At 64.0% G+C, this 23,036-nt stretch carries 18 protein-coding genes and 2 pseudogenes; 13 read left to right on the top strand and 7 right to left on the bottom strand.

All coding sequences use genetic code 11. The features are described from left to right. Positions 1-86 (bottom strand): annotated as a pseudogene (locus APH30_RS07725) (poly(3-hydroxyalkanoate) granule-associated protein PhaI); the annotation flags it as partial. A gap of 177 nt (positions 87-263) precedes the next feature. On the opposite strand from APH30_RS07725, the gene APH30_RS07720 reads away from it, so the two are divergent. Continuing rightward, positions 264-4,952: a DUF6543 domain-containing protein gene (locus APH30_RS07720; protein ID WP_054912126.1), complete on the top strand. Its 4,689-nt coding sequence runs from the start codon at positions 264-266 to the stop codon at positions 4,950-4,952. Between the two features lie 12 nt (positions 4,953-4,964). Here the strand turns inward: APH30_RS07720 and APH30_RS07715 are convergent, their stop codons facing one another. Then, positions 4,965-5,240 carry a polyhydroxyalkanoic acid system family protein gene (locus APH30_RS07715; protein WP_009682366.1) on the bottom strand — a complete coding sequence of 92 codons (276 nt, stop codon included), beginning with the start codon at positions 5,238-5,240 and terminating at the stop codon, positions 4,965-4,967. 124 nt (positions 5,241-5,364) lie between these two features. Between APH30_RS07715 and ubiE the strand changes: the two genes are divergently transcribed. The 12 genes and pseudogenes from ubiE to APH30_RS29875 all read left to right on the top strand — a co-directional run bounded on the left by ubiE (position 5,365) and on the right by APH30_RS29875 (position 15,533). After that, positions 5,365-6,135, top strand: coding sequence for a bifunctional demethylmenaquinone methyltransferase/2-methoxy-6-polyprenyl-1,4-benzoquinol methylase UbiE (gene ubiE / locus APH30_RS07710; RefSeq protein WP_009682367.1), 771 nt, complete (start codon positions 5,365-5,367; stop codon positions 6,133-6,135). Continuing rightward, positions 6,135-6,758: an SCP2 domain-containing protein gene (locus tag APH30_RS07705; RefSeq protein ID WP_054912125.1), complete on the top strand. Its 624-nt coding sequence runs from the start codon at positions 6,135-6,137 to the stop codon at positions 6,756-6,758. Before ubiE ends, APH30_RS07705 begins: the two co-directional genes overlap by 1 nt. Then, a complete protein-coding gene (gene ubiB / locus APH30_RS07700; RefSeq protein WP_029886369.1) occupies positions 6,755-8,374 on the top strand; it encodes a ubiquinone biosynthesis regulatory protein kinase UbiB in 1,620 nt (539 codons plus the stop codon). Before APH30_RS07705 ends, ubiB begins: the two co-directional genes overlap by 4 nt. A gap of 72 nt (positions 8,375-8,446) precedes the next feature. After that, positions 8,447-8,839: a phosphoribosyl-AMP cyclohydrolase gene (hisI, locus tag APH30_RS07695; RefSeq protein ID WP_003249284.1), complete on the top strand. Its 393-nt coding sequence runs from the start codon at positions 8,447-8,449 to the stop codon at positions 8,837-8,839. A 1-nt stretch (position 8,840) separates the two neighbouring features. After that, entirely contained in the window at positions 8,841-9,176 is a 336-nt protein-coding gene (locus APH30_RS07690; protein ID WP_009684306.1) for a phosphoribosyl-ATP diphosphatase, read from the top strand. Between the two features lie 61 nt (positions 9,177-9,237). Further along, complete coding sequence (locus tag APH30_RS07685; protein ID WP_029886370.1) at positions 9,238-9,510, top strand: twin-arginine translocase TatA/TatE family subunit; 273 nt, start codon at positions 9,238-9,240, stop codon at positions 9,508-9,510. Between the two features lie 3 nt (positions 9,511-9,513). Beyond that, on the top strand, positions 9,514-9,891 hold the full coding sequence (gene tatB / locus APH30_RS07680) for a Sec-independent protein translocase protein TatB (RefSeq protein ID WP_009684305.1): 378 nt from the start codon (positions 9,514-9,516) through the stop codon (positions 9,889-9,891). Next, positions 9,888-10,676: a twin-arginine translocase subunit TatC gene (tatC, locus tag APH30_RS07675; RefSeq protein WP_009684304.1), complete on the top strand. Its 789-nt coding sequence runs from the start codon at positions 9,888-9,890 to the stop codon at positions 10,674-10,676. Before tatB ends, tatC begins: the two co-directional genes overlap by 4 nt. After that, positions 10,673-11,380: a 16S rRNA (uracil(1498)-N(3))-methyltransferase gene (locus APH30_RS07670; protein ID WP_054912124.1), complete on the top strand. Its 708-nt coding sequence runs from the start codon at positions 10,673-10,675 to the stop codon at positions 11,378-11,380. Before tatC ends, APH30_RS07670 begins: the two co-directional genes overlap by 4 nt. A 100-nt stretch (positions 11,381-11,480) precedes the next feature. Next, complete coding sequence (locus tag APH30_RS07665) at positions 11,481-13,397, top strand: methyl-accepting chemotaxis protein (RefSeq protein ID WP_054912123.1); 1,917 nt, start codon at positions 11,481-11,483, stop codon at positions 13,395-13,397. Positions 13,398-13,589: 192 nt separating this feature from the next. Continuing rightward, positions 13,590-14,630 (top strand): annotated as a pseudogene (locus APH30_RS29880) (methyl-accepting chemotaxis protein); the annotation flags it as partial. A 9-nt stretch (positions 14,631-14,639) separates the two neighbouring features. Then, positions 14,640-15,533, top strand: a complete 894-nt coding sequence (locus APH30_RS29875) for a methyl-accepting chemotaxis protein (protein ID WP_370593834.1) — start codon at positions 14,640-14,642, stop codon at positions 15,531-15,533. 123 nt (positions 15,534-15,656) lie between these two features. Here the strand turns inward: APH30_RS29875 and APH30_RS07655 are convergent, their stop codons facing one another. The 5 genes from APH30_RS07655 to APH30_RS07635 all read right to left on the bottom strand — a co-directional run bounded on the left by APH30_RS07655 (position 15,657) and on the right by APH30_RS07635 (position 22,787). Beyond that, entirely contained in the window at positions 15,657-16,391 is a 735-nt protein-coding gene (locus APH30_RS07655; protein ID WP_029886375.1) for an amino acid ABC transporter ATP-binding protein, read from the bottom strand. Next, positions 16,384-17,346: an amino acid ABC transporter permease gene (locus APH30_RS07650; protein WP_054905298.1), complete on the bottom strand. Its 963-nt coding sequence runs from the start codon at positions 17,344-17,346 to the stop codon at positions 16,384-16,386. The genes APH30_RS07655 and APH30_RS07650 overlap by 8 nt, the downstream gene beginning before the upstream one ends. A 111-nt stretch (positions 17,347-17,457) precedes the next feature. After that, a complete protein-coding gene (locus tag APH30_RS07645) occupies positions 17,458-18,255 on the bottom strand; it encodes a transporter substrate-binding domain-containing protein (protein ID WP_033690660.1) in 798 nt (265 codons plus the stop codon). 235 nt (positions 18,256-18,490) lie between these two features. Further along, the gene (gene mdoH, locus APH30_RS07640; RefSeq protein WP_054912121.1) at positions 18,491-21,064 is read right to left on the bottom strand and encodes a glucans biosynthesis glucosyltransferase MdoH; all 2,574 of its coding nucleotides are present in this window, start codon (positions 21,062-21,064) and stop codon (positions 18,491-18,493) included. After that, positions 21,057-22,787: a glucan biosynthesis protein G gene (locus APH30_RS07635; RefSeq protein WP_218186802.1), complete on the bottom strand. Its 1,731-nt coding sequence runs from the start codon at positions 22,785-22,787 to the stop codon at positions 21,057-21,059. Before APH30_RS07635 ends, mdoH begins: the two co-directional genes overlap by 8 nt. Positions 22,788-23,036 lie beyond the last annotated feature (249 nt).

Raw genomic sequence — 23,036 nt, 5'->3', positions numbered from 1 at the left:
GCCAGCCAGATCTTGCGTGCGTAACCCCGCACCTCACCCAGCGTGCCCGGCGCGTCCGCCTTTTTCTTCACATTCACTTTGGCCATGCTCTGTACCTCATGCTCATGAGTGGAGGAGGAACCGCCCATGGAGGGTGGGCTTGAGCATAAGGTAGAGGCAGGAATTAGAATCTTCACCCTAAGATCGGCGCACTGCTTTATCTACCACAGACGCAGCAGCCCGCTGCTCCAGCATTCGGCTCCCATCAATCGGAGCCTCCTGCCATGCCATCGTCATCGCCCCTCTCGTTCAGGCAGCTTGTAGCCACCCAGTTCGCCAATCGCCCGCGCTTGCGCGAGGTCATCGCCCGCGCAGGCTTCGAGGTCATCGCGGCACGCTACCCGTGGACGCGCAGCCAGCACCCACAGCTGCAATCGATCCAGGGCTTCAGCATCCTGCGCGGGGTGAATGGGCAGCCGCCGACAGCGTCAGGCCAGCTGGTCGATACCCTGCTGACGCATTTTTTCAATGGCCAGCCCATGGCGCTGCAGCCGACCGACCAGCTGAGCCTGAACCCACCGCTGGTCTTTCGCCCGCAAGACAGCGCCCCGGCCATCGACCTGCGCATGGAAGACCTGAACACCGACTTCGACAACATGCTTTCTACCCTCAGCGAGACCTTCCAGCGGGCGCAGGTCAGCTTCTGGAATGGCTGCGAGAAAGACTCGGACGTGACCCGCCTGCAATGGCTGCAGCAAGTGCTCAAGGCCGCCCTGCTCGGTACGCTTGAGCGCCAGGGCCTGGACCATGACCAGAAAGCCCTGCTGTACCCGCTGCTGGCCCAAAGCCACGCCGCGGCACAGGTGCAAGCGCTGCAGGTTTCCCTTGCCAGCCCCGGGGACACCCTGCAATGGGTGCTGCCGGACTTGCTGGTCACGGGCAGGCAAGGTACCCGTGAGCTCATTCTGTGGTGCCAGCCTTCGGGCACCGTGCGCAGCTTCGATGATCTGGCTGCTTTTTCCCGGGCCCTGCACGAAGCGCTCGGTGAGCAGCATGCGTTCGACTCTATGTCCTGGGCCTGCACGCCCTTGGGCGAGGACCCGTTCGCCTACCAGGCCCGGCAGCTGCTCAATGGCCTGCTGCAAAGAATCGATCGGCTGCAGCTTCGCCCAGGCGACAAGGCTAGCGACCTGGATGAGCGCTTCTACACCCTCAGCGACCCTTCATGGGTATTCCCGGCAAGTTTTGTGCTTCAGCCATCGACCCCGGCCATAGGGTTTCCGGACTGGCTCAGCAACGCCAGCCTGACTGATCGCTTCGAGTACCACACGGCGTTGCTGGCGCTGTCGGCCAGGCAGATGCTGGCCCAGGGTGGTTCGTCCCTGGACGGCATCGAGGACTTGCAGCAGTACGCGGTTCGCCGCTTGCGGGAACACATGCGCAATGACCACCCTGCGCAGGTCCCGTACGACCCTGATCAGCTGCTGATCAGCCTTGCCCAGGTGGTGCAGGTTTCCTCCACCGGCCCGGCGCGGCTCGAGTACCTGAGAACCATCAGCCTGACAGAACTGGCCATCACCCGGCTGCCGCCAGGCGGCGAGCAGGTCGCAGCGGCGATCCAACGCGCCGACCAGCAGCCACTGGATAGCTGGATGAACCTCGATTACGTCGCCGCCCTGGTCGACAGCGTGGATATCGGCGGCCAGTACCCGCTATTCGTTCACGACCAGTTGCAACGTGGCAACGACGCCGACCAACGGCGCCAACGCTTTGCCGAAGAATGGCGCACAAGCCTGCTGCTGAGCGCGCTGCAGGCCAAGATCATGGCCCAGCTGGACGAGCGCACCTGGCAGGTCATCGCCGATTTTTGCCGGCGGCAACCCCATGCCAGCGGCACGCTGAAGCTGGCGCCGCTGGCATTCAACAGCGTGCCCGGCGGCCCGAAGAGCAACCCGGTGCATGGCATGTTCGTCATCGAAGTACCCACCACCGGGGCCTGGCTACTGTACCGGCCGATGCACACCCGGCAGCCCATCAGGCAGTTCGATAGCCGCCAACAACTGATCACCTGCATCCGTACCGAACACGCCCTGCAGCAGGACATCCTCATCTGGCTGGATGACGACGCCCGCCCCATTTACGCCGATGGCGGCTTTGTTCACCCCCACTTGCATTCCGGGCTGGCCGAGGTGGCCCATCTGCTGGCGCCCGGGGCTGCCTTGGTGGGGCTTGCCATCGAGCGCCTGAGGGTGCCGGTCACACTGGCTTTCAGCCCCTGGGCCGACGACCTAGACAACCGGATTTACCAGGCCCGGGCCGAGGTTCTGCTGTTGCTGGCCTCACGGCAGAGCGTGTCCAACCAACAACTGCGCTGGGCGCTGGTCGAGCAGTTCGCCTGGGTGGCGTTCAATACGGTCACGCCGCTGCTGCGTGGCGCGGCAGGCATGCTGGCCTGGCTGGTGACCGCCCTGCTCGGCATCCGGCATGACCTCAACGCGTTGACCGCCGGCAGCGACCAGGAAAAATGGCTCGCTGGCGCAGATATCCTGCTGAACCTGGCCATGCTGCTGGCCCACGGCCCTGCCATTGCCCGCACACCGCCGGAACCCGCATACCAGGCCCCGCCGCGTCGGGCGCCGGCCGTGCTGGCCGATCGGTTACCGGAACAGCAAACCTGGACAGCCCTCGCCGAGCCAGCCCAGCCGACAGCGCTGAATGTCAGCCAATGGGGCCATGACCAACGGCTCGGCAACCTGCCGCGCGACGCCCGCGCCGCCCTCGAACGCCTGCGCGCCGCGGTCAGCCTGAGTGGGCTGCAACCGGTGGCCAGCGGGCGCATGCGCGGTTTGTATGCACTGGATGGGCGCTACTACGTGCAGTTGCAGCACGTGCCTTACGAAGTGGTCGAGAGCTGGAGCGGCATGCGCATCATGGGGCCGCCGCTGAGCCAGAGCGAATGGTCGCAGTCATGGGGGGCGGAGCCTGACGGCTATTACCTCCCCAGCCGCGAACGCAGCCGTGGCCCTTGGCTGAAACGCTGGAACGGTGAATGGATGCTGGACCTGCACCTTGCCGGGGGCATGCCGAAAAGCGCCCGAGCACTGATCAACGAAAAAACCGAGGCATTCAACACCCTGCTGGCGACCCGTGTCGCCAATGATCAAAAGCTCAACAACACGGAAACCTTCATCGGTGTCTACCTGAAGCGGGTGGAACCCTACGACCAGGCACTCGAGGCATTCCTGAAGTCGCTCGATGAGCACCCCGGCGCTTCGCTCGACAATTTGCCGGAGCACCTGCAGGAAAGCCTGCGCGCCCTGCAGGCGCTTCGCCAGGAGACGCGCGCCAACCTCGATGTGTTGGCACTCACCTATGAGAAACAGGCCACGCTGATCAGGGAGCAGATACAACTCTACACCCGCATGGGCGAACCGAAGTACCTCAGGTTCGACCCGCAAGCCACCGCTTCATTTGTCCGTGGCCAATGGTGGGAGCAGTTGCTGCAAACTGACCTGCAGCAGTTCCGCCGCCTGCTCGACATGAATGACTACGAGGTGCTCAAGACCCAGTCCCGTCGCCTGGTGCAATTGCCGTTCGGCCAGGAGCAGGCAGAGCTGTACCTGGACTTCAGCAAGCACATCGAAGCCGCACTGGCTGTGCACAGGCGCATCCTCAGTGTCAGCCAACGCCTGGACCATAATCTTGCCGAGGCCATGCAAGACGGGCAGATCCAGTTCCCCGGCAAACGCAAGAAGCTCGACGGCATCATCAGCACCCGGCAGTACTCGACCCTCATTACCCGCGCCCAGATCATCAGTGACCTGCATCAACTCGTCGTCCGCAGGGACCGGCTCAGCGCAGACGATTTCGAAAGTACCCTGCTCGCCCAGCAAACCCTGCGCAGCAAGCATTTTCACGAAGCGCTGCTGAGCCACGACAGCCTGGCTGCCGCCGGCCTGACGCCCGAACAGCAGAAGGCGCCCCTGGAGAGCGCCCTTCGCGAATACAAGCTGGCCCTGAGCAATGCCCAGTACCTGCTTTCACGCAACATGCCTGCGGTGGACAGCAGCCAACTCGAGGCCTACATCGTTGAGCTCAATATACTGATAAGCCTGGGCGAGGATGACATGGCCAACCTGGCGGCCGCGACCGATCGCCAGGATGCAGTACCCGAGCAACCGCTGACCCACAGGGTGCGGGCCGTCCGACGCAAGGTGATCCGCACGGCGCGGGGCAGGTCGCTGGTGGTGGAGGAAACCGAGGAGGCTGGCGAAACCGTGCAGATCGACCCGATGACCCAGCAAACCGTTGCACGCTACCAGCAGCAAGGCGATCACTGGGACACCATTGCCCCCGCCACGCCGGCGCCTGACTACGCGCGCCTGCGGCGCATAGGCAATGATCTGCTGAGCCAGCAGGCGGCCAGGCTCAACCACGCCGCGCGCCACCTGGATGGGCCCAACAGCCTGGCCGACCTGCTGGATTTCTACTTGCAGGACCTGGCGGAAATCGCCGGTAACCTGCGCAGCGGCCCTGAACGGGAGCAACCACTGGCCAGCAGGATCGAACAGGCCATTACCGAAGTGCGCGCTGAAAAGCAGCGCCTCTTGACCAGCGCCTACCTTGGCACCCGCTACCCGGACAGCAAGGCCCTGCGCTTTCTGGTAGAGGCCCGCGAGGTCGAAATCACCCCGAACAGGGCGCGCAAACAGCTCAAGGCCAATGACTTTCTGGATGTGTACGACATCTATCGCCTGCAGCCCAGGCAGAAGCTCTGGGAGGCGCACTTCCACTACACCACCGCCACCGCCAATGCCCGGCGCTTTGCCAAAGGCCATTTGAAGTTTCCGGAGGCCATGGGCCGCGACGAGCGCTTGCAACGGGCACAGGCTTCGGCGGAGCGTTGCCAGGTGTACCGGGGTGACCTGCGCCTGGACCAGATCGAAGACCTGATCCCGTTCCCCGCCAGCTGAATAAAGCGGGCGTCAGGCCAGTGCCTTGTCCAGCGCCCGCTCGATCTCGCCCTTGATGGTGCCGCTCATCATCGACAGCATCATGCCCAGTTTCAGCTCCACGCGGATGCTGTCTTCGCCGATCTGCACGCTACCCTTGGCGCCGCTGCGCGCCACATCGACCCGGTCACCGTTCCAGGTGGCCTGGAGGTCGTACTCGCGGCTGAGCTTGTCGACCAGCGCCTGGGCCTTGGCACGGGCGGCGTCACGGCCGAGGGAGTGTTTGCGTTCGACGCTGATCTGGGTCATGCGGGTGTTCCTGAAGATGTAGACATAATCGGCATTATGCCCGCCCCCGGCCACCGGCACACCCTGCCAAGACAAATCCGCCCGTTCGCCCTAGAATGGCGGTAATTTTTTCCGGTGAAGCGATATGAACGACCAGCGCAAAGGCGACCACGCCGAACCCACCACCCATTTCGGCTACCAGGACGTACCTGAAAGCCAGAAAGCCAAGAAAGTTGCCGAGGTATTCCATTCGGTAGCTGCCAAGTACGACCTGATGAACGACGTGCTCTCCGGCGGCATGCACCGCCTGTGGAAGCGCTTCACCATCGAGCTCTCGGGTGTGCGCAGCGGCAACCGCGTGCTGGACATCGCCGGTGGTACCGGCGACCTTGCCGCCAAGTTCTCGCGCCTGGTCGGCCCGACCGGGCAAGTGGTACTGGCCGACATCAACGACTCGATGCTCAAGGTTGGCCGTGACCGCCTGCTGGACCGCGGCGTGGCCGGCAACATCGAATTCGTGCAGGCCGACGCGGAAAAGCTGCCGTTCCCGGACAACCACTTCGATTGCGTGACCATCGCCTTCGGCCTGCGCAACGTCACCCACAAGGATGCAGCCATCCGCTCGATGCTGCGTGTACTCAAGCCCGGCGGCCGCTTGCTGATCCTGGAGTTCTCCAAGCCGACCAACAAGCTCATGTCCAAGGCCTACGATGCCTACTCGTTCGCCTTCATGCCCCTGGCCGGCAAGCTGATCACCAACGACTCCGAAAGCTACCGTTACCTCGCCGAGTCGATCCGCATGCACCCCGACCAGGAAACCCTGAAAAGCATGATGGTCGAGGCCGGCTTCGACCGCGTCACCTACCACAACATGACCAGCGGCATTGTTGCCGTGCACCGGGGAATCAAGCCCTGATGCTGCTGGCCGGGCTGCTCGCCAGTGTCGAACAGGGCCTGAACCGCGTCCTGCGCATGGACAGCACGGCCCTGCCGCGGCTGGGCGCGCTGGCGGGCAAGGTCATCGAGATAGACTGCCGCCAACCGGCCTTGCAGGTGTTCATCCTGCCCGATGAAGAGGGCCTGATGCTCGCCGCCCACTGGGAAGGCGAGGTCGACTGCAGCCTGCGCGCCCCGGCCGGCAGCCTGGCGCAACTGGCCATGGCGAAGGACAAGACTGGCGTGTTGCACAGCCCGCAGGTCGAACTGCACGGCGACAGCGCCGTGCTGCTCGACCTGTTCGGTGTGCTGCAGGACCTGGAACTGGACTGGGAGCACGAGTTGCAACGCTGGCTCGGCCCGGTGGCCACGGCCATGCTGGCCGGCCACATCCGCCTGCGCGCGCGCTGGACCCGCCAGGGCCTGGCGCGCTTCAGCCAGAATTTGTCCGAGTACCTGGCCGAAGAGTCGCGCACGCTGGTCGGCAAGCGCGAAGCCGAGGCTGCCTTCAGCGAACTCGATGCCCTGAAACTCGACACCGAACGCCTTGAGGCGCGCCTCAAGCGCCTTTCCCGATCCCTTGATTCCAGCTATAACGCATGAAGCTGCTCGCCGTCCGCCGCCTTTTCCGCATTCAGCGTGTGGTCATCCGCTACCGCCTGGATGACCTGCTGTTCGATCAACCCCTGCTGCCCTGGTGGCTGGCCAGCCTGCGCCTGCTGATGCCGTGGCGCTGGCTGCCACGCAAGCCGTCCGAGCTCAACCGTGGCGCACGTCTGCGCCTGGCGCTGCAGGACCTGGGGCCGATCTTCATCAAGTTCGGCCAGTTGCTGTCCACCCGCCGCGACCTGCTGCCCCCCGACATCGCCGACGAGCTGATGCTGCTGCAGGACCGCGTGCCGCCATTCGACCCGAAACACGCCGTGGCGTTGATCGAAGCGCAACTGGGTGCCAAGGTGGGCGAGCTGTTCAGCCGCTTCGACGTCGAGCCGCTGGCCTCGGCCTCGGTCGCCCAAGTGCATGCCGCGCGCCTGAAAACGGGCGAAGAGGTGGTGGTCAAGGTGGTACGCCCCGGCCTCAAGCCGGTCATCGCCCAGGACCTGGCCTGGCTGTTCCTGATTGCCAAGGCCGCCGAGCGCGCCTCGGCCGATGCCCGCCGCCTGCACCCGGTGGACATCGTCGGCGACTACGAAAAAACCATCTACGACGAGCTCGACCTGTTGCGCGAAGCGGCCAATGCCAGCCAGCTGCGGCGTAACTTCGAAGGGTCCGAGCTGATGTACGTGCCCCAGGTGTACTGGGACCTGTGCCGCCCCAAGGTGCTGGTCATGGAGCGCATCTATGGCGTGCCCGTGACCGACATGGCTACCCTGGCCGACCAGCGCACCGACATGAAGCTGCTGGCCGAACGGGGTGTGGAGGTGTTCTTCACCCAGGTGTTCCGCGACAGCTTCTTCCATGCCGACATGCACCCGGGCAACATCTTCGTCAGCACGGTCAAACCGTGGAGCCCGCAGTACATCGCCATCGACTGCGGGATCGTCGGCAGCCTCACCGCCGAAGACCAGGACTACCTGGCGCGCAACCTGTTTGCCTTCTTCAAGCGCGACTACCGGCGTGTGGCCGAGTTGCACATCGATTCGGGCTGGGTCCCGGCGCATACCAAGGTCAACGAATTCGAAGCCGCGATCCGCACCGTGTGCGAACCGATCTTCGAAAAACCGTTAAAGGATATTTCCTTCGGCCAGGTGCTGATGCGCCTGTTCCAGACCGCACGGCGCTTCAACATGGAAGTGCAGCCGCAGTTGGTGCTGCTGCAAAAAACCTTGCTCAACATCGAAGGCCTGGGCCGCCAGCTGTACCCCGACCTGGACCTGTGGAGCACCGCCAAGCCCTACCTGGAACGCTGGATGCGCGAGCGCTACAGCCCCAAGGCCATGTTCGGCAACCTGCACAGCCAGGTAGAGCAGTTGCCGCACCTGGCCGGTATGACCCGCGACCTGCTCGAACGCCTGTCGCAACCGCATTTGCATGACCCGCAACTGCCAGAGCGCCGCAAGGGCGACCGCTGGGCGCTGCGCCTGCTGGGTGCCGGCCTGCTGGGCGGGGGCGCGGTACTGGCCGCGGGTGCTGCCGAGGCCGCCAGCCTGGCCGCGCCTGCAGCCTGGCCCGCCTGGCTGATGCTGGCCGCCGGCCTTTACCTGATCGTGCGCCAATAGCCAGCCGCGCCTGTGGCTGGCACACTAGCGCAAATGGCCCGGTACAGGAGCGGGCTCGCTTTGGAGTCGACGATGAAAGACTGGCTGGACGAGATCAAGTGGAACAGCGATGGCCTGGTGCCAGCAATCGCCCAGGACCACAAGACCGGACGGGTGCTGATGATGGCCTGGATGAACCGCGAATCGCTGGCGCTCACGGCCGCCGAGCAACGCGCCATCTACTGGTCGCGCTCGCGTGGCAAGCTGTGGCGCAAGGGCGAAGAGTCCGGGCATGTGCAGAAGCTGCATGAACTGCGCCTGGACTGCGACGCCGACGTCATCATCCTGATGGTCGAGCAACTGGGCCATATCGCCTGCCATACCGGCCGGGAAAGCTGCTTCTATCGCGTCTACGAAGACGGCCAGTGGAAAATCGTCGACCCGGTCCTCAAGGACCCGGATGCCATCTACAGCGCAGGACACTGACATGAGCGACACCCTCAACCGCCTGGCCGCCGTGCTTGAAGAACGCAAGCAAGCGGCGCCCGACAGCTCCTATGTGGCCAGCCTGTACCACAAGGGCCTGAACAAGATCCTTGAAAAGCTCGGCGAAGAGTCGGTCGAAACCATCATCGCCGCCAAGGACGCCGCGCACAGCAAGGATTACAGCGATGTCATCTACGAAACCGCCGACCTGTGGTTTCATAGCCTGGTGATGCTCAGCGCGCTGGGCCAGCATCCGCAAGCGGTGCTGGACGAGCTGGAGCGCCGCTTCGGGCTGTCCGGGCATGATGAGAAGGCTGCGCGAACGCCTTCTGCCTGATGCATTTGCGGGGGGCGCCGGGCGCCCCTGAAGCTTCACTGACATTTTTCAGGAGTACGAAATGGGTATCTTTGACTGGAAACACTGGATCGTCCTGCTGGTGGTCGTGGTGCTGGTATTCGGCACCAAGAAGCTGAAGAACTTCGGCAGTGACCTGGGCGAGTCGATCAAGGGCTTCCGCAAGGCCATGAACGATGAAGAGCACAAGCCGGCCGAGCAAACCCCGCCGCCTGCCCAGCCTGTGCCGCCAGTGCAGAACACCGCCCAGCCACAGCCAGGCCACACCATCGAGGGCCAGGCACAGCCGGTCCAAGAGCCACAGCGGAAAGACTGACCCATGTTCGGCATCAGTTTCAGCGAGCTGCTGCTCGTCGGCCTGGTCGCCCTGCTGGTGCTCGGCCCCGAGCGCCTGCCAGGCGCCGCCCGCACCGCAGGTTTGTGGATCGGGCGGCTCAAGCGCAGCTTCAACAGCATCAAGATGGAAGTGGAGCGTGAAATCGGCGCCGACGACATCCGCCGCCAGCTGCACAACGAGCACATCCTGCAGATGGAAGAGGAAGCCAAGCGCATCCTCAACCCGCTGACGCCACCGGCACAGCCGCCCGTGACCACCGCCACCGTGCAGCCACCCGCCGGGGTCGCAGCCAGGCCAGTGGAAACACCGGCCACCCCGGGCACAACCACTGAACCGCCTCAACCGCCGCGAGCCCCATGAGCGAGAATCCGGAACACGACCAGCCAATGCCGCTGGTTTCGCACCTGACCGAACTGCGCACCCGCCTGCTGCGCTGCGTTGCGGTCATTTTCCTCATCTTTGCCGGGCTGTTCTCCTTCGCCCAGCAGATCTACACCCTGGTCTCCGCCCCCCTGCGTGATCACTTGCCGGCCAATGCAACGATGATCGCCACCGACGTGGCCTCGCCGTTCCTCACGCCGTTCAAGCTGACCATGATCGTGTCGCTGTTCCTGGCCATCCCCTTCATCCTCCAGCAGATCTGGGGCTTCATCGCGCCGGGGCTGTACCGCCACGAAAAGCGCATCGCGATCCCGCTGCTGGTGTCGAGCATCCTGCTGTTCTATGCCGGTATGGCGTTCGCCTATTTCCTGGTGTTCCCGCTGATGTTCAAGTTCTTCGCGGCAGCCACCCCGGCAGGCGTGGCCATGATGACCGACATCGCCAACTACCTCGATTTCGTGATGACGTTGTTCTTCGCCTTTGGCGTGGCCTTCGAGATCCCGGTGGCGGTGGTGCTGCTGGTGTGGATCGGCGTGGTCGACGTGAAGTACCTGAAGAAGATCCGCCCTTACGTGATCATCGGCTGCTTCGTGGTCGGCATGATCCTCACGCCACCGGACATCTTCTCGCAGACCCTGCTGGCCGTGCCCATGTGGTTGTTGTTCGAAGTCGGCGTGCTGTGCGGCAGCCTGGTGCGCAAGCGCAGTGCCCACGACGAAACTGCCGACGATTCCAACGACCAGCCGCCAGCGACTCAACCGTGAACCTGCTGCTGCTTGAACAGGCCGACTTCGTTTCGGCCGACCGCGTGGTGCTGGCTGACCGGCGCTTCACCCACATGCAGGAAATCCACCGCGTGGCGGTCGGCGACCAGCTGCGCGTGGGCCGCGTCAACGGCTTGATGGGCAAGGCCACGGTGCTGCGCCTGGCACCGCACCAGGCCGAGCTGGAGGTGGCCTTCGACCAGCAACCGCCGGCCAAACTGCCGCTGACCCTGGTACTGGCTGTACCCCGCCCGAAGATGCTGCGCCGGCTGTTCCAGACCGTGGCTACCCTGGGTGTACCGCGGTTGATCCTGCTGAACAGCTACAAGGTCGAGAAAAGCTTCTGGCAAACGCCGTTCCTGCAGCCGGAAAACATTCGGGACAACCTGATCCTCGGCCTGGAACAGGCCCGCGACACGGTACTGCCCGAGGTGATCATCGAGAAGCGCTTCAAGCCGTTCGTCGAAGACCGCCTGCCCGCGATCGCTGCTGGTACCCTGGGCCTGGTCGGTCACCCCGGCCCGTACCCTGCCTGCCCGCGCGCCGTGGACCAGCCCGTGACCCTGGCCATCGGCCCCGAAGGTGGCTGGATTCCTTACGAAATCGACCTGCTGGGCAAGGCAGGCCTGGCGCCCGTGCAGCTGGGTGAGCGCATTCTGCGCGTGGAAACGGCCGTCACTGCGCTGCTTTCGCGCATTTTCTGACGCAAACGCCACCTAATCGCCCATCAAGTTTCCCCTTCCCGGGCCGATGGCCTTGGCAACACAACAAAGTTTCGTGCTGCCAAGCCGACCGGGAGTCTACATGTATCAATGGTTAGCCCAATCGCTGGGCAATATGAGCGTGAACCGCAAACTGGGAATGGGTTTCGGCCTGGTCCTGCTATTGACTGTGGCCATCACCCTGACCGGCTGGCACGGCATGGACAGCATCATCGGCCGTGGCGACAAGCTGGGGAATATCTCGGTCATTCAGCAGCACACTCAGGAACTGCGTATCGCCCGCCAGCGTTATCAACGCGAGCGTGACGATGCCTCGATCGCAGACGTGGAAAAAGCCCTGGCTACGCTGGACCGCCAGGTGCAAGTGATGCTCGGCCAGATCGAGCAGCCCGCCGACCACCAGCGCCTGGAACAGCAGCGCGAGGCCGTGCGCGGCTACCAGCAGGCCTTGGGCGAGCTGAAACAGGCCGGCCAACGCCGCGAGGCAAGCCGCGCAGTGCTCGGCGATAGCGCCGACAAGGCCGTGGAACTGCTGAACCGGGTGCAACAGCGCCTGCGCCAGGGCGGCGACATAAGCCAATACCAGTCCGCCGTGGAGGTCAACGCCCTGCTGCAGCAAGCCCGCTTCCAGGTACGCGGTTATACCTACAGCGGCAATGCCGAGTACCAGCAAACCGCCTTCAAAGCCATCGACCAGGCCTTGCTGGAACTGCGCGCGCTGCCGGCCAAGGTACCGGCCGACTATGCCGCCAGCCTGGACGACGCTACCACTGCCATGGGCGGCTACCGGGATGCGGTCAACCAGTTCGGCGCAGCCCAGACGGCCAGCGATCAAGCCTTGCAACGCATGGTCGAGCTCGGCGCCGCGCTGCTGCAGACCAGCGAGGCGATGACCACTTCCCAGACCGCCGTACGGGATAGCGCTGCCGCCCAGGCCAAGACCCTGCTGCTAATCGCCACCGTGCTGGCGCTGGCCCTTGGCCTGCTGGCAGCCTGGGCGATTACCCGGCAGATCGTCGTGCCCCTGCGCCAGACCCTGAGCGCCGCCGAGCGGGTAGCCAGCGGCGACCTCAGCCACAACCTGCCGGTAGACCGCCGTGACGAGCTGGGCCAGTTGCAAGCCAGCATGCAGCGCATGACCCAAGGCTTGCGCGAGCTGATCGGTGGCATCGGCGATGGGGTAACGCAGATCGCCAGTGCGGCCGAGCAACTGTCGGCGGTGACCGAGCAGACCAGCGCCGGGGTCAACAACCAGAAGGTCGAGACCGATCAGGTGGCGACTGCCATGAACCAGATGACCGCGACCGTGCACGACGTGGCACGCAATGCCGAGCAAGCCTCGGAAGCGGCCTTGATGGCCGACCAGCAGGCCCGTGAAGGTGACCGGGTGGTGGGCGAAGCGGTGGCGCAGATCGAGCGCCTGGCCGGCGAAGTGATCAACTCCAGCGAAGCGATGAACCAGCTCAAGGCCGAGAGCGACAAGATCGGCAGCGTGCTCGACGTGATCAAGTCGGTGGCTCAACAGACCAACTTGCTGGCGCTCAACGCAGCGATCGAGGCTGCCCGTGCAGGCGAAGCCGGGCGCGGCTTTGCCGTGGTGGCCGACGAGGTGCGCAGCCTGGCCCAGCGCACCCAGCAGTCGACCGAAGAAATCGAAGAACTGATTGCCGGCTTGCAAAGCGGAACCCAGCGGGTGGCCAGCGTGATGGACAGCAGCCGCCAACTGACTGACAGCAGCGTCGAGCTGACCCGCCGCGCCGGCAACTCGCTGGAAACCATCACCCGTACCGTGTCGTCGATCCAGGCGATGAACCAGCAGATCGCCACCGCGGCAGAAGAGCAAACGGCCGTGGCCGAAGAGATCAACCGCAGCGTGATGAATGTGCGGGACATTTCCGACCAGACCTCGGCGGCCAGTGAGGAGACGGCCAGCTCCAGCGTGGAGCTGGCGCGGCTGGGCACCCATTTGCAAGGGTTGGTGGGGCGCTTCAGGCTCTGATCGGGTGTGCCTGGCCTCTTCGCGTCAGTTCGGCGCGGAGCGGCCAGGCACAGGCGACACATTTCCTACTAGCCGCAGCGAAATTTCCTACCTGATTATCAGGTCAAGTCCTACAGCTCCGCTGCCGATGGGCAAAGGTGTCATGCCGGCAATACGCCTGCATGCCCTCCCCCTTTCGCACGGAGACTCACCATGCTCGGCTACCTCAACCGCAAGCTCGGCAACATCAGCGTGGCTGCCAAGCTGGCCCTCGGCTTCGCTGTGGTCCTGCTGCTTACCCTGGCCACCACCATCAGCGGCTGGCGTGCGTTGGACGACGCCATCGTCCGCTCGCAACAGCTCAGCGAAATCGGCCGGATCAACGACCTGACCAAAGACCTGCGCGCAGAGCGCATCACCTTCCGCGTGCTCAACGACGACGCCAGCAAGGCCACTATCGGCAGCATCCTCGACCAGCTCAACAGCATGCTCAGCACCCTGCAGCAGCGCAGCAACGTCGATGAGTCGCGCCAGATGCTGACCGAAAAGCTGACCCTGCTGCAGCGCCTGCGCGATGACTTCACCGAGTTGCAGCGCACCGTCGCCAACCGGGTGGCCTTGCGCCAGGCAATGCAGGAGCAGGAGCAGAAGCTCAACGATGCCATCGACGAGCTGCAGACCCAGGCGTTGCTGAACATGCCGGCCCACAGCCAGCAAAATGGTACCCTGGCGCAAATGGACACCCTCAGCCGGCAAGTGGACGGTGCCAACCAGCAAAGCTTGGTACCCGCCTACACGTTCGCCCCGGTCGAGGACTTTGCCAAAGTCGGCGACAGCGCCTTGGACGCAGCCCAGGCCAGCCTCGAGCAACTGCTCAAAGGCCTGGCGCCGCTTGGCCTGCCACACGCTGTCAGCGAGCAGCCCGGTGTCGAGCTGGCCAAATACCGCGCCAGCCTGGACCAATACCGGCGCGCCGCCGTGCGGGTCGAGCAATTGCAGAACAACATGGAGCGAATGGGCAACGAGTTGCGCGCGCTCAGCTTGGAACTGGGTAAACGCAAGGTCGAGCAACGTGACCGCGAAGCCTTGGCCGCCCGCTCGCTGCTGACCAGCGTTGCGTTGCTGGCACTGGTAGCGGGGGCCCTGGCTGCCTGGCTGATCACCCTGCAGATCACCCAACCCTTGCGCCAGACCCTGGCGGTGGCGGCGCGCATCGCCAAGGGCGACCTGAGCCAGGTCGACACCGTGCAGCGCCGTGACGAAATGGGCCAGTTGCAGACCAGCATGCGGGAGATGACCTTGAGCCTGCGCGAACTGATCGGGGGCATCGACCAGGGCGTCGGCCAGCTGTCGCAGGCGGCCTCGCAGCTGGCGACCAGCAGCGAAGACACCAAGCTGCGCATCAACCAGCAGCGCGAGGAAACCGACCAGGTTGCCACCGCCATGAACCAGATGAGCGCCACAGTTCAGGAAGTGGCGCAAAACGCCGAGCAGGCCTCGCAGGCCGCCACCAGCGCCGACCAGCAGGCTCAGGTGGGCGACCAGGTGGTGGCCGAAGCCATCGGCCGCATCGAGCAACTGGCCGGGCAGATGGACCATTGCCTGGCGGCCATGCATCACCTGGCGGGCGAAAGCCAGCGGATTGGCAGCATTCTCGATGTCATCAAGTCGGTCTCCGAGCAGACCAACCTGCTGGCCCTGAACGCCGCCATCGAAGCGGCACGGGCCGGTGAAGCCGGGCGCGGTTTCGCCGTGGTGGCCGACGAGGTACGCGGCCTGGCCCAGCGCACCTCCACGGCAACCGAAGAGATCGGCCAGTTGATCGACAGCCTGCACAGCGGCACCGACGAGGTCACCCGCTTGCTGGACAACAGCAAGCAGCTGACCGAACAAAGTGTGGAGCTGAGCCGCAGGGCCGGCGATGCCCTGGGCCAGATCACCAACACGGTGTCGAACATCCAGGGCATGAACCAGCAGATCGCCACGGCCAGCGAAGAACAGAGCGTGGTGGCCGAGCAGATCAACCGGAGCGTGCTGAATGTGCGGGATGTGTCGGACCAGACCAGTGCGGCCAGTGAGCAGACAGCGATGTCGAGCGGCGAGCTGGAACAGCTGGGGCAGCAGCTGCGGGGGATGGTCGGGCGGTTCAATATCTGAGGGCCGCGACGCAGACATCGCACTGGATGGCACCGGCATTGCCGGTGTTCGCGGCTAAAGCCGCTCCTACACCGACCACGTTGCGTGTAGGAGCGGCTTTAGCGGCGAAGAGGCCGGTGCAGGTTAAAGCACCTGGCGCAGGAAGGCCTGCGCGCGGGGGTCTTTCGGCGCGGCAAAGAACGCGGCCGGGGCCGAGTCTTCCAGCAATTTGCCGTGATCGAAGAACAGCACCCGGTCGGCCACTTCGCGGGCAAAGCCCATTTCGTGGGTGACGCAGACCATGGTCATGCCTTCCTGGGCCAGGGTCTTCATCACGTCCAGCACCTCGCCGACCATTTCAGGGTCCAACGCAGAAGTCGGTTCATCGAACAGCATGACCTTGGGCTCCATGCACAAGGCGCGGGCAATCGCTACACGCTGCTGCTGACCGCCGGAAAGCCGTGACGGGTATTCGTTGGCCTTCTGTGCAATGCCCACCTTCTCCAGCAACGCCCGCGCCTTGGCCTCACGGTCCGCCTTGTTGCGCTTGCGCACCACCTTCTGCGCCAGGCACAGGTTTTCCAGCACGGTCATGTGCGGGAACAGGTTGAAATGCTGGAACACCATGCCGACTTCACGGCGGTAGGCGTTGATGTCGGTCTTCGGGTCAGCCAGTTGCAGGCCGTCGATGGCGACATGGCCCTGGTCGAAGTGCTCCAGCCCGTTAAGGCAACGCAGGAAGGTGGACTTGCCCGAGCCCGACGGGCCCAGCACCACCACCACTTCGCCCTTGGCCACCTGGGTGGTGACGTTATCCACAGCCCGGACCACCTGGCCGCGGGTGTCGAAAATTTTCAGCAGGTCACGGACTTCAATCACTTTGCGCAAGCCTCCGCTCGAGCCGGCTGGCAATGTGCGACAGCGGCAGGTTGATCAGCAGGTACAGGCCTGCCACGCAGAACCAGATCTCGAAGGTGGAGAACGAGGTGGTAATGGCCTCGCGACCGCTCTTGGTCAGTTCGGTAATGGCGATCACCGACACCAGCGAGGTGTCCTTGACCAGGCTGATGAACTGGCCGGCCAAGGGCGGCAGTACGCGTTTGAAAGCCTGCGGCAGGATCACGTGGCGCATCGACTGGCCGGCGTTCAGGCCCAGCGAACGCGCAGCTTCGTTCTGGCCTTTGGCAATCGACTGCACCCCGGCCCGCACGATTTCTGCCACGTAGGCGCCCGTGAACAACGCCAGTGCAGCCACCCCGGCAAATTCGCGGGAGAGGTTGAGCACGGTACCGATGAAGAAGTAGAAGATGAAGATCTGCACCAGCAACGGGGTGCCACGCACCAGTTCGACGTACACCGTCGACAGGTCGCGCAGGGTCGGGTTGGTCGACAACCGGCACAGGCCGGCGAACAGGCCGATCACCAGGCCCAAGGCGCCGGACACGACCGAGATCCATAGCGTGGTCCACAGGCCCCAGGCCAGCGGCCCGGCGGCCCAGTGGCGGGTCACACCGATCTGGTCGCCCTCGGCAACATCATCGCCGCGGCTCAGTTGCAGGCTGTCCGCGTCCACATCCAGCACCTGCTCGGCGCCGCTTTCGTCCTTCAGCGTCACGCGGGCGTTATCGCCGGAAATGACGATTTCCTGCACGGTGCCGTAATCGGCTGCCCGCTGGGTTTCCTCGGCCTTGTAGGCGAAGTACTGCGGGACGCGGTTCCAGCGCCACTCGTAGGAAATCATCGAGGTGGCCATGTACAGGCTGAACGCCAGGCCCACCAGGACCAGCGCGGTCAGCCCGTGCCAGGGCCACTGGGCTTTCTTGTGTTTGATCACGTGGGTACTCCAGAAAGCGTCAAGCCGCAAGCTCCAAGCTGCAAGCACAAGCGGACCGTACACCGACCCGCTTGTTCTTGCAGCTTGAAGCTTGCGGCTTGAAGCCAGCTTTTATTCCATTTCCTTCAGCCAGTCTTTGTTCTTGAACCACTTGTCGTGAATACGATCGTAGGTCCCGTCGTGCTTGATCTGGTGCAGGAAATTGTTGATGAAGTTGATGCTGTCGTAGTCGCCTTTCTTCAAGCCGAAGGCCAGCGGCTCGTAGGTGAAGGGCTCTTCGAGGAACAGCAGCTTGCCGGCACCGGCCTTGTCCACCGCCACCACGTTATAGGGCGCGTCGTAGACAAAGGCGTCAGCCTTGCCGTTGACCACATCCATCACGGCTTCCTGCTCGTTGTCGTAGCCATGGTACTTGGCTTTGCCGATCAGCTTCTTGGAAACCATTTCGCCGGTGGTGCCAAGCTTGGAGGTGAGGCGGTACTTCTCGTTGTTCAGGTCCTTGTACGACTTGATCTCGCCTGCCAGCTCCTTGCGGATCAGCAGGGTCTGGCCAACCACGATGAAGGGTTCGCTGAAGTTCAGGCGCAGGTTGCGTTCCTGGGTAAGGGTCATGCCGCTGCCGATCATGTCGAACTTGCCGGTCAACAGCGCCGGGATGATGCCGTCGTAAGCGGTGGACACCGCCTCGAACTTGACGCCCATCGACTTGGCCATGGCTTTGAGGATATCGACCTCGAAGCCGATGATCTCGCCACGCTTGTTGGTCATCTGGAACGGCATGTAGGTCGGGTCCATGCCCACCCGCAAGGTGCCGCGCTTGACCGCATCATCGATGGCGCCGGCCTGCGCCGCTGTCACGGCGACCAGGGCGGTGACACCGACCAGCAGTCGCGAAAGGTATTTCTTGATCATCACCAAGTCCCCTAGCAAGAAAAGTAGCGAATCTTATTGTGTTGGCACGGCCGTACCGGCCGATGCTTCGTATCGGAGAGGGATGCTAACGCATGCCGGCCTGGGGACCTAGCACTGGGGGGGACTTTGTTGGCCAAAATCAGGGTTGGGCCCTTAAAGCTTCGCGGGCACGCCCGCTCCCTCAGGGAAATGCGGATCCCTGTGGGAGCGGGCGTGCCCGCGAAAAGGCCGGTCAGGCGCCGGCGAGTGCCGGCTGGCCTTCATTCTCCGGATGCAACGGCAGCAGCGGCGAATGCGGGTCGTTCTTGATCGAGGCACGCCACACATCGATCCACGCCGCATTGTGCTCGGCCCATACCTGCTCGTGCAGGCGGCTCAAGGCGACCGGGTCGCTGAGCAACGCCAGGCGGGTATTGAGGTCCAGCCCTTTCGGCCCGACCTCGATGGCCTTGGCCACGCGCTCGGCACGCAGCGCCTCGATCGGCGCCGCCTGCCCGTGGCGGGCCGTGGCCATGGCGCAGGCCAGGGCGTTCTGCCGCGGGTCGACCACGGCACGCACAAAACCGTCATGCAGGGCATGCCAGCGGTTTTCGTGGGTGTACTGGTCGGTTGCCAGCAGCTCCTGCGGCGTCGCGTACTCCTCGGGGATCAGGAACAGCTTCTCGTCCTTGGCCGCCAGCCCCAGGCGGGTGCGGCTGGAAATGACCGATACCGGAATCGACAGCATCAGCGAACCGACGATCGGCGCCAGCCACCACAGGAAGCTTGGGTTCAGCCATGCCACCAGCCCGGCCCAGGCAATGCCCAGCAGCGTCTGCGGGCCATGCCGGCGTAGCGCTTCGCTCCACGGTGTGGAGTCGTCGTCGCGCTGCGGCGAGTTCCAGGTCGCCGCCCAACCGAGGAACGCCGCGAGGACGAAGCGGGTATGGAAGATCATGCGCACAGGCGCCAGCAGCATGGAGAACAGCATCTCCATCAGCATCGACAAGGTGACCTTGATTCGCCCGCCGAACTCGACGGCGCCCTTGGCCCAGATCAGGATGACGCTGAGCAGCTTGGGCAGGAACAGCAGCACGATGGTGGTGGAGAACAGCGCCACGGCCTTTTCCGGGTGCCACTGTGGCCACAGCGGGTACAGCTGGTACGGCTCGATGAAGTACTGCGGCTCCATCAGCGTGTTGGTCGCCAGCAGCGCGGTCGACAGCACCAGGAACAGGAACCACAACGGTGCCGACAGGTACGACATGACCCCTGTGAGGAACACCGCACGGTGCACCGGGTGCATGCCCTTGACCAGGAACAGGCGGAAGTTCATCAGGTTGCCGTGGCACCAGCGACGGTCACGCTTGAGCTCGTCAAGCAGGTTCGGCGGTAGCTCTTCATAGCTGCCCGGCAAGTCGTAGGCGATCCACACGCCCCAGCCGGCACGGCGCATCAACGCCGCTTCGACGAAGTCGTGGGACAGGATGGCGCCGGCGAAGGCGCCCTTGCCCGGCAACGGCGCCAAGGCGCAGTGCTCGATGAACGGCTTCATGCGGATGATCGCGTTGTGGCCCCAGTAGTGCGACTCGCCCAGTTGCCAGAAATGCAGCCCGGCAGTGAACAGCGGGCCGTACACGCGGGTGGCGAACTGCTGCATGCGTGCATACAGGGTGTCCATGCCCGAGGCTTTCGGCCCGGTCTGGATGATACCGGCGTCCGGGTTGGCCTCCATCAAGCGCACCAGGCTGCTCAGGCATTCGCCACTCATGACGCTGTCGGCGTCGAGCACGACCATGTACTTGTACTCGCCACCCCAGCGACGGCAGAAGTCGTCGAGGTTGCCGCTCTTGCGCTTAACGCGCCGCCGGCGGCGGCGGTAGAAGATCCGGCCAAAGCCTTTGGTTTCACGGCACACGTCCAGCCAGGCCTGCTGTTCGGCCACGGCGATGTCGGTGTCGTTGGTGTCGCTGAGCACGAAGAAGTCGAAACGGTCGAGGTTGCCACTGGCGGCCACCGATTCGAACGTCGCCCGCAGGCCGGCGAATACCCGCGGCACGTCCTCGTTGCAGATCGGCATCACCAGCGCGGTACGCGCCTCGGGCGCAATCGGCTCGTTGCCGGCGCTGCTGCCGGAGATCTTGTACTTGTCGCGCCCGGTGAGCAGCTCCAGGAAGCCCATCAGCGCGGTCCAGAAGCCCGCCGACACCCAGCAGAACAGGATGCCGAAGAGGATCAGGATGGAAGTCTGCAAGGCATAGGGCCATACCTGCACCACCGTATCCCACAACGGCTGGTTGAGCACTTCGTCGAGGTCGACGAACGACCAGCCCTGGTACGGCAGGATGCTCTTCATGTACCAGCCGGCAACGATGGTCTGACCGATCATCAGGGCAAGCAGGATATAACGGCGGATCGACCCGACCGTGCGCCAGCGCGCTGCCGGCAGCTCGCGCTTGGGCGGCTGCGGCGCATTGGGGCGGCCGGTCATGCGGCGCCACATGCGGACCAACAGGTTGGTGCGCCACGGCTCCGGCACGACCTTGGTACGCTTGATAGGCGGGGCAATCTTCAGGCACAGGCGGCCACTGCCGTCGACGCCGAGCATTTCGGCCTCTTCCAGCTCCGCGGCGCTGCCTACAGTAAGGCGCGGGCCCACCGAGGCCTGCACGGCCTCGGCAGGGCTGGCGGCCGGGTTGGCCGCCAGGCGTTGGTGCAGCTCACTGAACGAGGTGCAGCTGGCCAGTTCTGCCCGCTGCTCGTCGCCAAGTGGTAGGTGGGCCAGGTACTCGCCAAGCGATTCCGGCCTTGCGCTTGAGTTACTCATCGGCAGGCAACTGATAGCTCCAGGTCTCGGTCAGCACCTTCTCGGTGGTGGCCGGGGCCCCGTTGGTGGGCGCCGCGTCGGCGGCAGGTTGTTCGGCCTTGGCGGCCTTGTCCGCTTTGTCGGCCTTGGCAGGCTTGGCGGCGGCCTTGTCCTGCTTGGCGTCCTGGGCAGGCTTGGCCGGTTCGGCTGGCACATCACGCACCAGCGCGGCACGCATTTCGGTCGACTTGTTGGCCTCTTTGACCTTCAGCCGCAGGGTCAGGCGCCAGCCCTTGGTCTCTGGGTTATAGCGCAGGTTGTTCTCGACCACATCGGCGTTGTCGCCCACGCTGACCTGGCTGCGCAGCGGAGTGTCCTCAGGCAGGGCAGCCAGCGCCGGGCCGGCGAAGTCGACCACGAAGGCCACGCTGCCGTCTGGCTGGCGGATCAGGTTGGACTGCTTGACGTCACCCGTGGAGCGCAGGGTCTGCTTGACCCAGCCCAGGTCAGGGGCCTGGAACTTGGGTTCGTCGATGGTGAAGTGCAGACGGTAGTCGTACTCGAACGGCTTGCCGGGTTCAGGCAGCTTTTCCGGGCTCCAGAACGCCACGATATTGTCGTTGGTCTCGTCGGCAGTCGGGATTTCGACCAGGTCGACGGTGCCCTTGCCCCAGTCACCCTTCGGCTCGATCCAGGCGCTTGGGCGCTTCTGGTAGTTGTCGTCGAGGTCTTCGTAGTCGCTGAAGGCACGCTGACGCTGCATCAGGCCGAAACCGCGTGGGTTTTCCACGCTGAAGTTGCTTACCGACAGGTGTTTCGGGTTGTTCAGCGGGCGCCAGATCCACTCGCCGTTGCCAGCGTGGATGGACAGGCCTTCGGAGTCATGCAGGGCCGGCCGGTAGTTGAGCACTTTGGACGGCTGGTTAGGGCCGAACAGGTACATGCTGGTCAGCGGGGCAATGCCCAGGCGGCTGACCTGATCACGCAGGAACACGCGGGACTGCACGTCGACCACGGTGTCGGTGCCTGGGCGCAGGATCAGTTTGTAGGCGCCGGTGGAACGCGGCGAGTCCAGCAGGGCGTAGATCACCAAATGCTTGTCAGCCGGCTTGGGCTTCTCGACCCAGAATTCGGTAAAGCGCGGGAACTCCTCGCCCGACGGCAGCGCGGTGTCGATGGCCAGGCCACGGGCCGACAGGCCGTATACATGGCCCTTGCCGACTACGCGGAAGTAGCTGGCACCCAGCAGGGTCATGATTTCGTCCTGCTTGTCTGCCTTGTTGATCGGGTACAGCACACGGAAACCGGCGTACCCCAGGTTCTTGGTGGTATCCGGGTCGTGTGGCACGTCACCGAACTCGAAACGGCTCGGGTCGTACTTGATTTCCTCGACCTTGGTCGCGGTGACTTCGTTGATTTTCACCGGTGTGTCAAAGTGCATGCCCTGGTGGTAGAAGGACAGCTTGAACGGAGTCTTGTCCTTGGCCCACTCGGCCTTTTCCTGCAGGAAGTGGATCTTCTGGTAGTCCGCGAACTTCATGTCGCGGAACACTGCCGGCAGGTTGCTTTTCGGTGCCTCGTACTTCTGGCCGGCCAGATCCTTTGCCTTGGCTGCAACATCGTCAAGATTGAATGCCCACAGCTGGCCCGCGCTCATCAGGCCAACCAGGGCCATGCTGGCCATCAGGGCCTTGCGCAACCGGATGCCGGGGATTCTTGATGCTTTTTGGGGACTAACAATCACGAGCAACCCTCGCCGAAAACAGATCATGAAACCAACGGCCAGCGACAAATGCCGGGTTGGCGAGCACTGTTCGGACCCCGAGAGGGCGTAATGATTCCCCAAACGGTTCCAGACAATGCTCGAGTCAGAGTGAAACGAACCTGCGAACGCAGGTCCATGCAGCGCGCGATTATCCAGCAGGTCGCGTGACAACGCATCAGGCTGGAACAACTATTTATCGTACAAAACCCCTTGTTTTCCTGTGAACAA

This window comes from Pseudomonas sp. NBRC 111127, assembly GCF_001320345.1.
Taxonomy (GTDB): Bacteria; Pseudomonadota; Gammaproteobacteria; order Pseudomonadales; family Pseudomonadaceae; genus Aquipseudomonas; species Aquipseudomonas juntendi.
The sequence above is the reverse complement of the archived record's forward strand: the minus strand, read 5'-3'. Positions and strand labels throughout refer to the sequence as shown.

Coding starts and splice junctions, on each gene's coding strand:
- tatC (WP_009684304.1), top strand. CDS start 9,888: ATGAGCGAGAATCCGGAACACGACCAGCCAATGCCGCTGGTTTCGCAC.
- ubiE (WP_009682367.1), top strand. CDS start 5,365: ATGAACGACCAGCGCAAAGGCGACCACGCCGAACCCACCACCCATTTC.
- APH30_RS07665 (WP_054912123.1), top strand. CDS start 11,481: ATGTATCAATGGTTAGCCCAATCGCTGGGCAATATGAGCGTGAACCGC.
- hisI (WP_003249284.1), top strand. CDS start 8,447: ATGAAAGACTGGCTGGACGAGATCAAGTGGAACAGCGATGGCCTGGTG.
- ubiB (WP_029886369.1), top strand. CDS start 6,755: ATGAAGCTGCTCGCCGTCCGCCGCCTTTTCCGCATTCAGCGTGTGGTC.
- APH30_RS29875 (WP_370593834.1), top strand. CDS start 14,640: ATGGGCCAGTTGCAGACCAGCATGCGGGAGATGACCTTGAGCCTGCGC.
- APH30_RS07705 (WP_054912125.1), top strand. CDS start 6,135: ATGCTGCTGGCCGGGCTGCTCGCCAGTGTCGAACAGGGCCTGAACCGC.
- tatB (WP_009684305.1), top strand. CDS start 9,514: ATGTTCGGCATCAGTTTCAGCGAGCTGCTGCTCGTCGGCCTGGTCGCC.
- APH30_RS07690 (WP_009684306.1), top strand. CDS start 8,841: ATGAGCGACACCCTCAACCGCCTGGCCGCCGTGCTTGAAGAACGCAAG.
- APH30_RS07685 (WP_029886370.1), top strand. CDS start 9,238: ATGGGTATCTTTGACTGGAAACACTGGATCGTCCTGCTGGTGGTCGTG.
- APH30_RS07720 (WP_054912126.1), top strand. CDS start 264: ATGCCATCGTCATCGCCCCTCTCGTTCAGGCAGCTTGTAGCCACCCAG.
- mdoH (WP_054912121.1), bottom strand. CDS start 21,064: ATGAGTAACTCAAGCGCAAGGCCGGAATCGCTTGGCGAGTACCTGGCC.
- APH30_RS07715 (WP_009682366.1), bottom strand. CDS start 5,240: ATGACCCAGATCAGCGTCGAACGCAAACACTCCCTCGGCCGTGACGCC.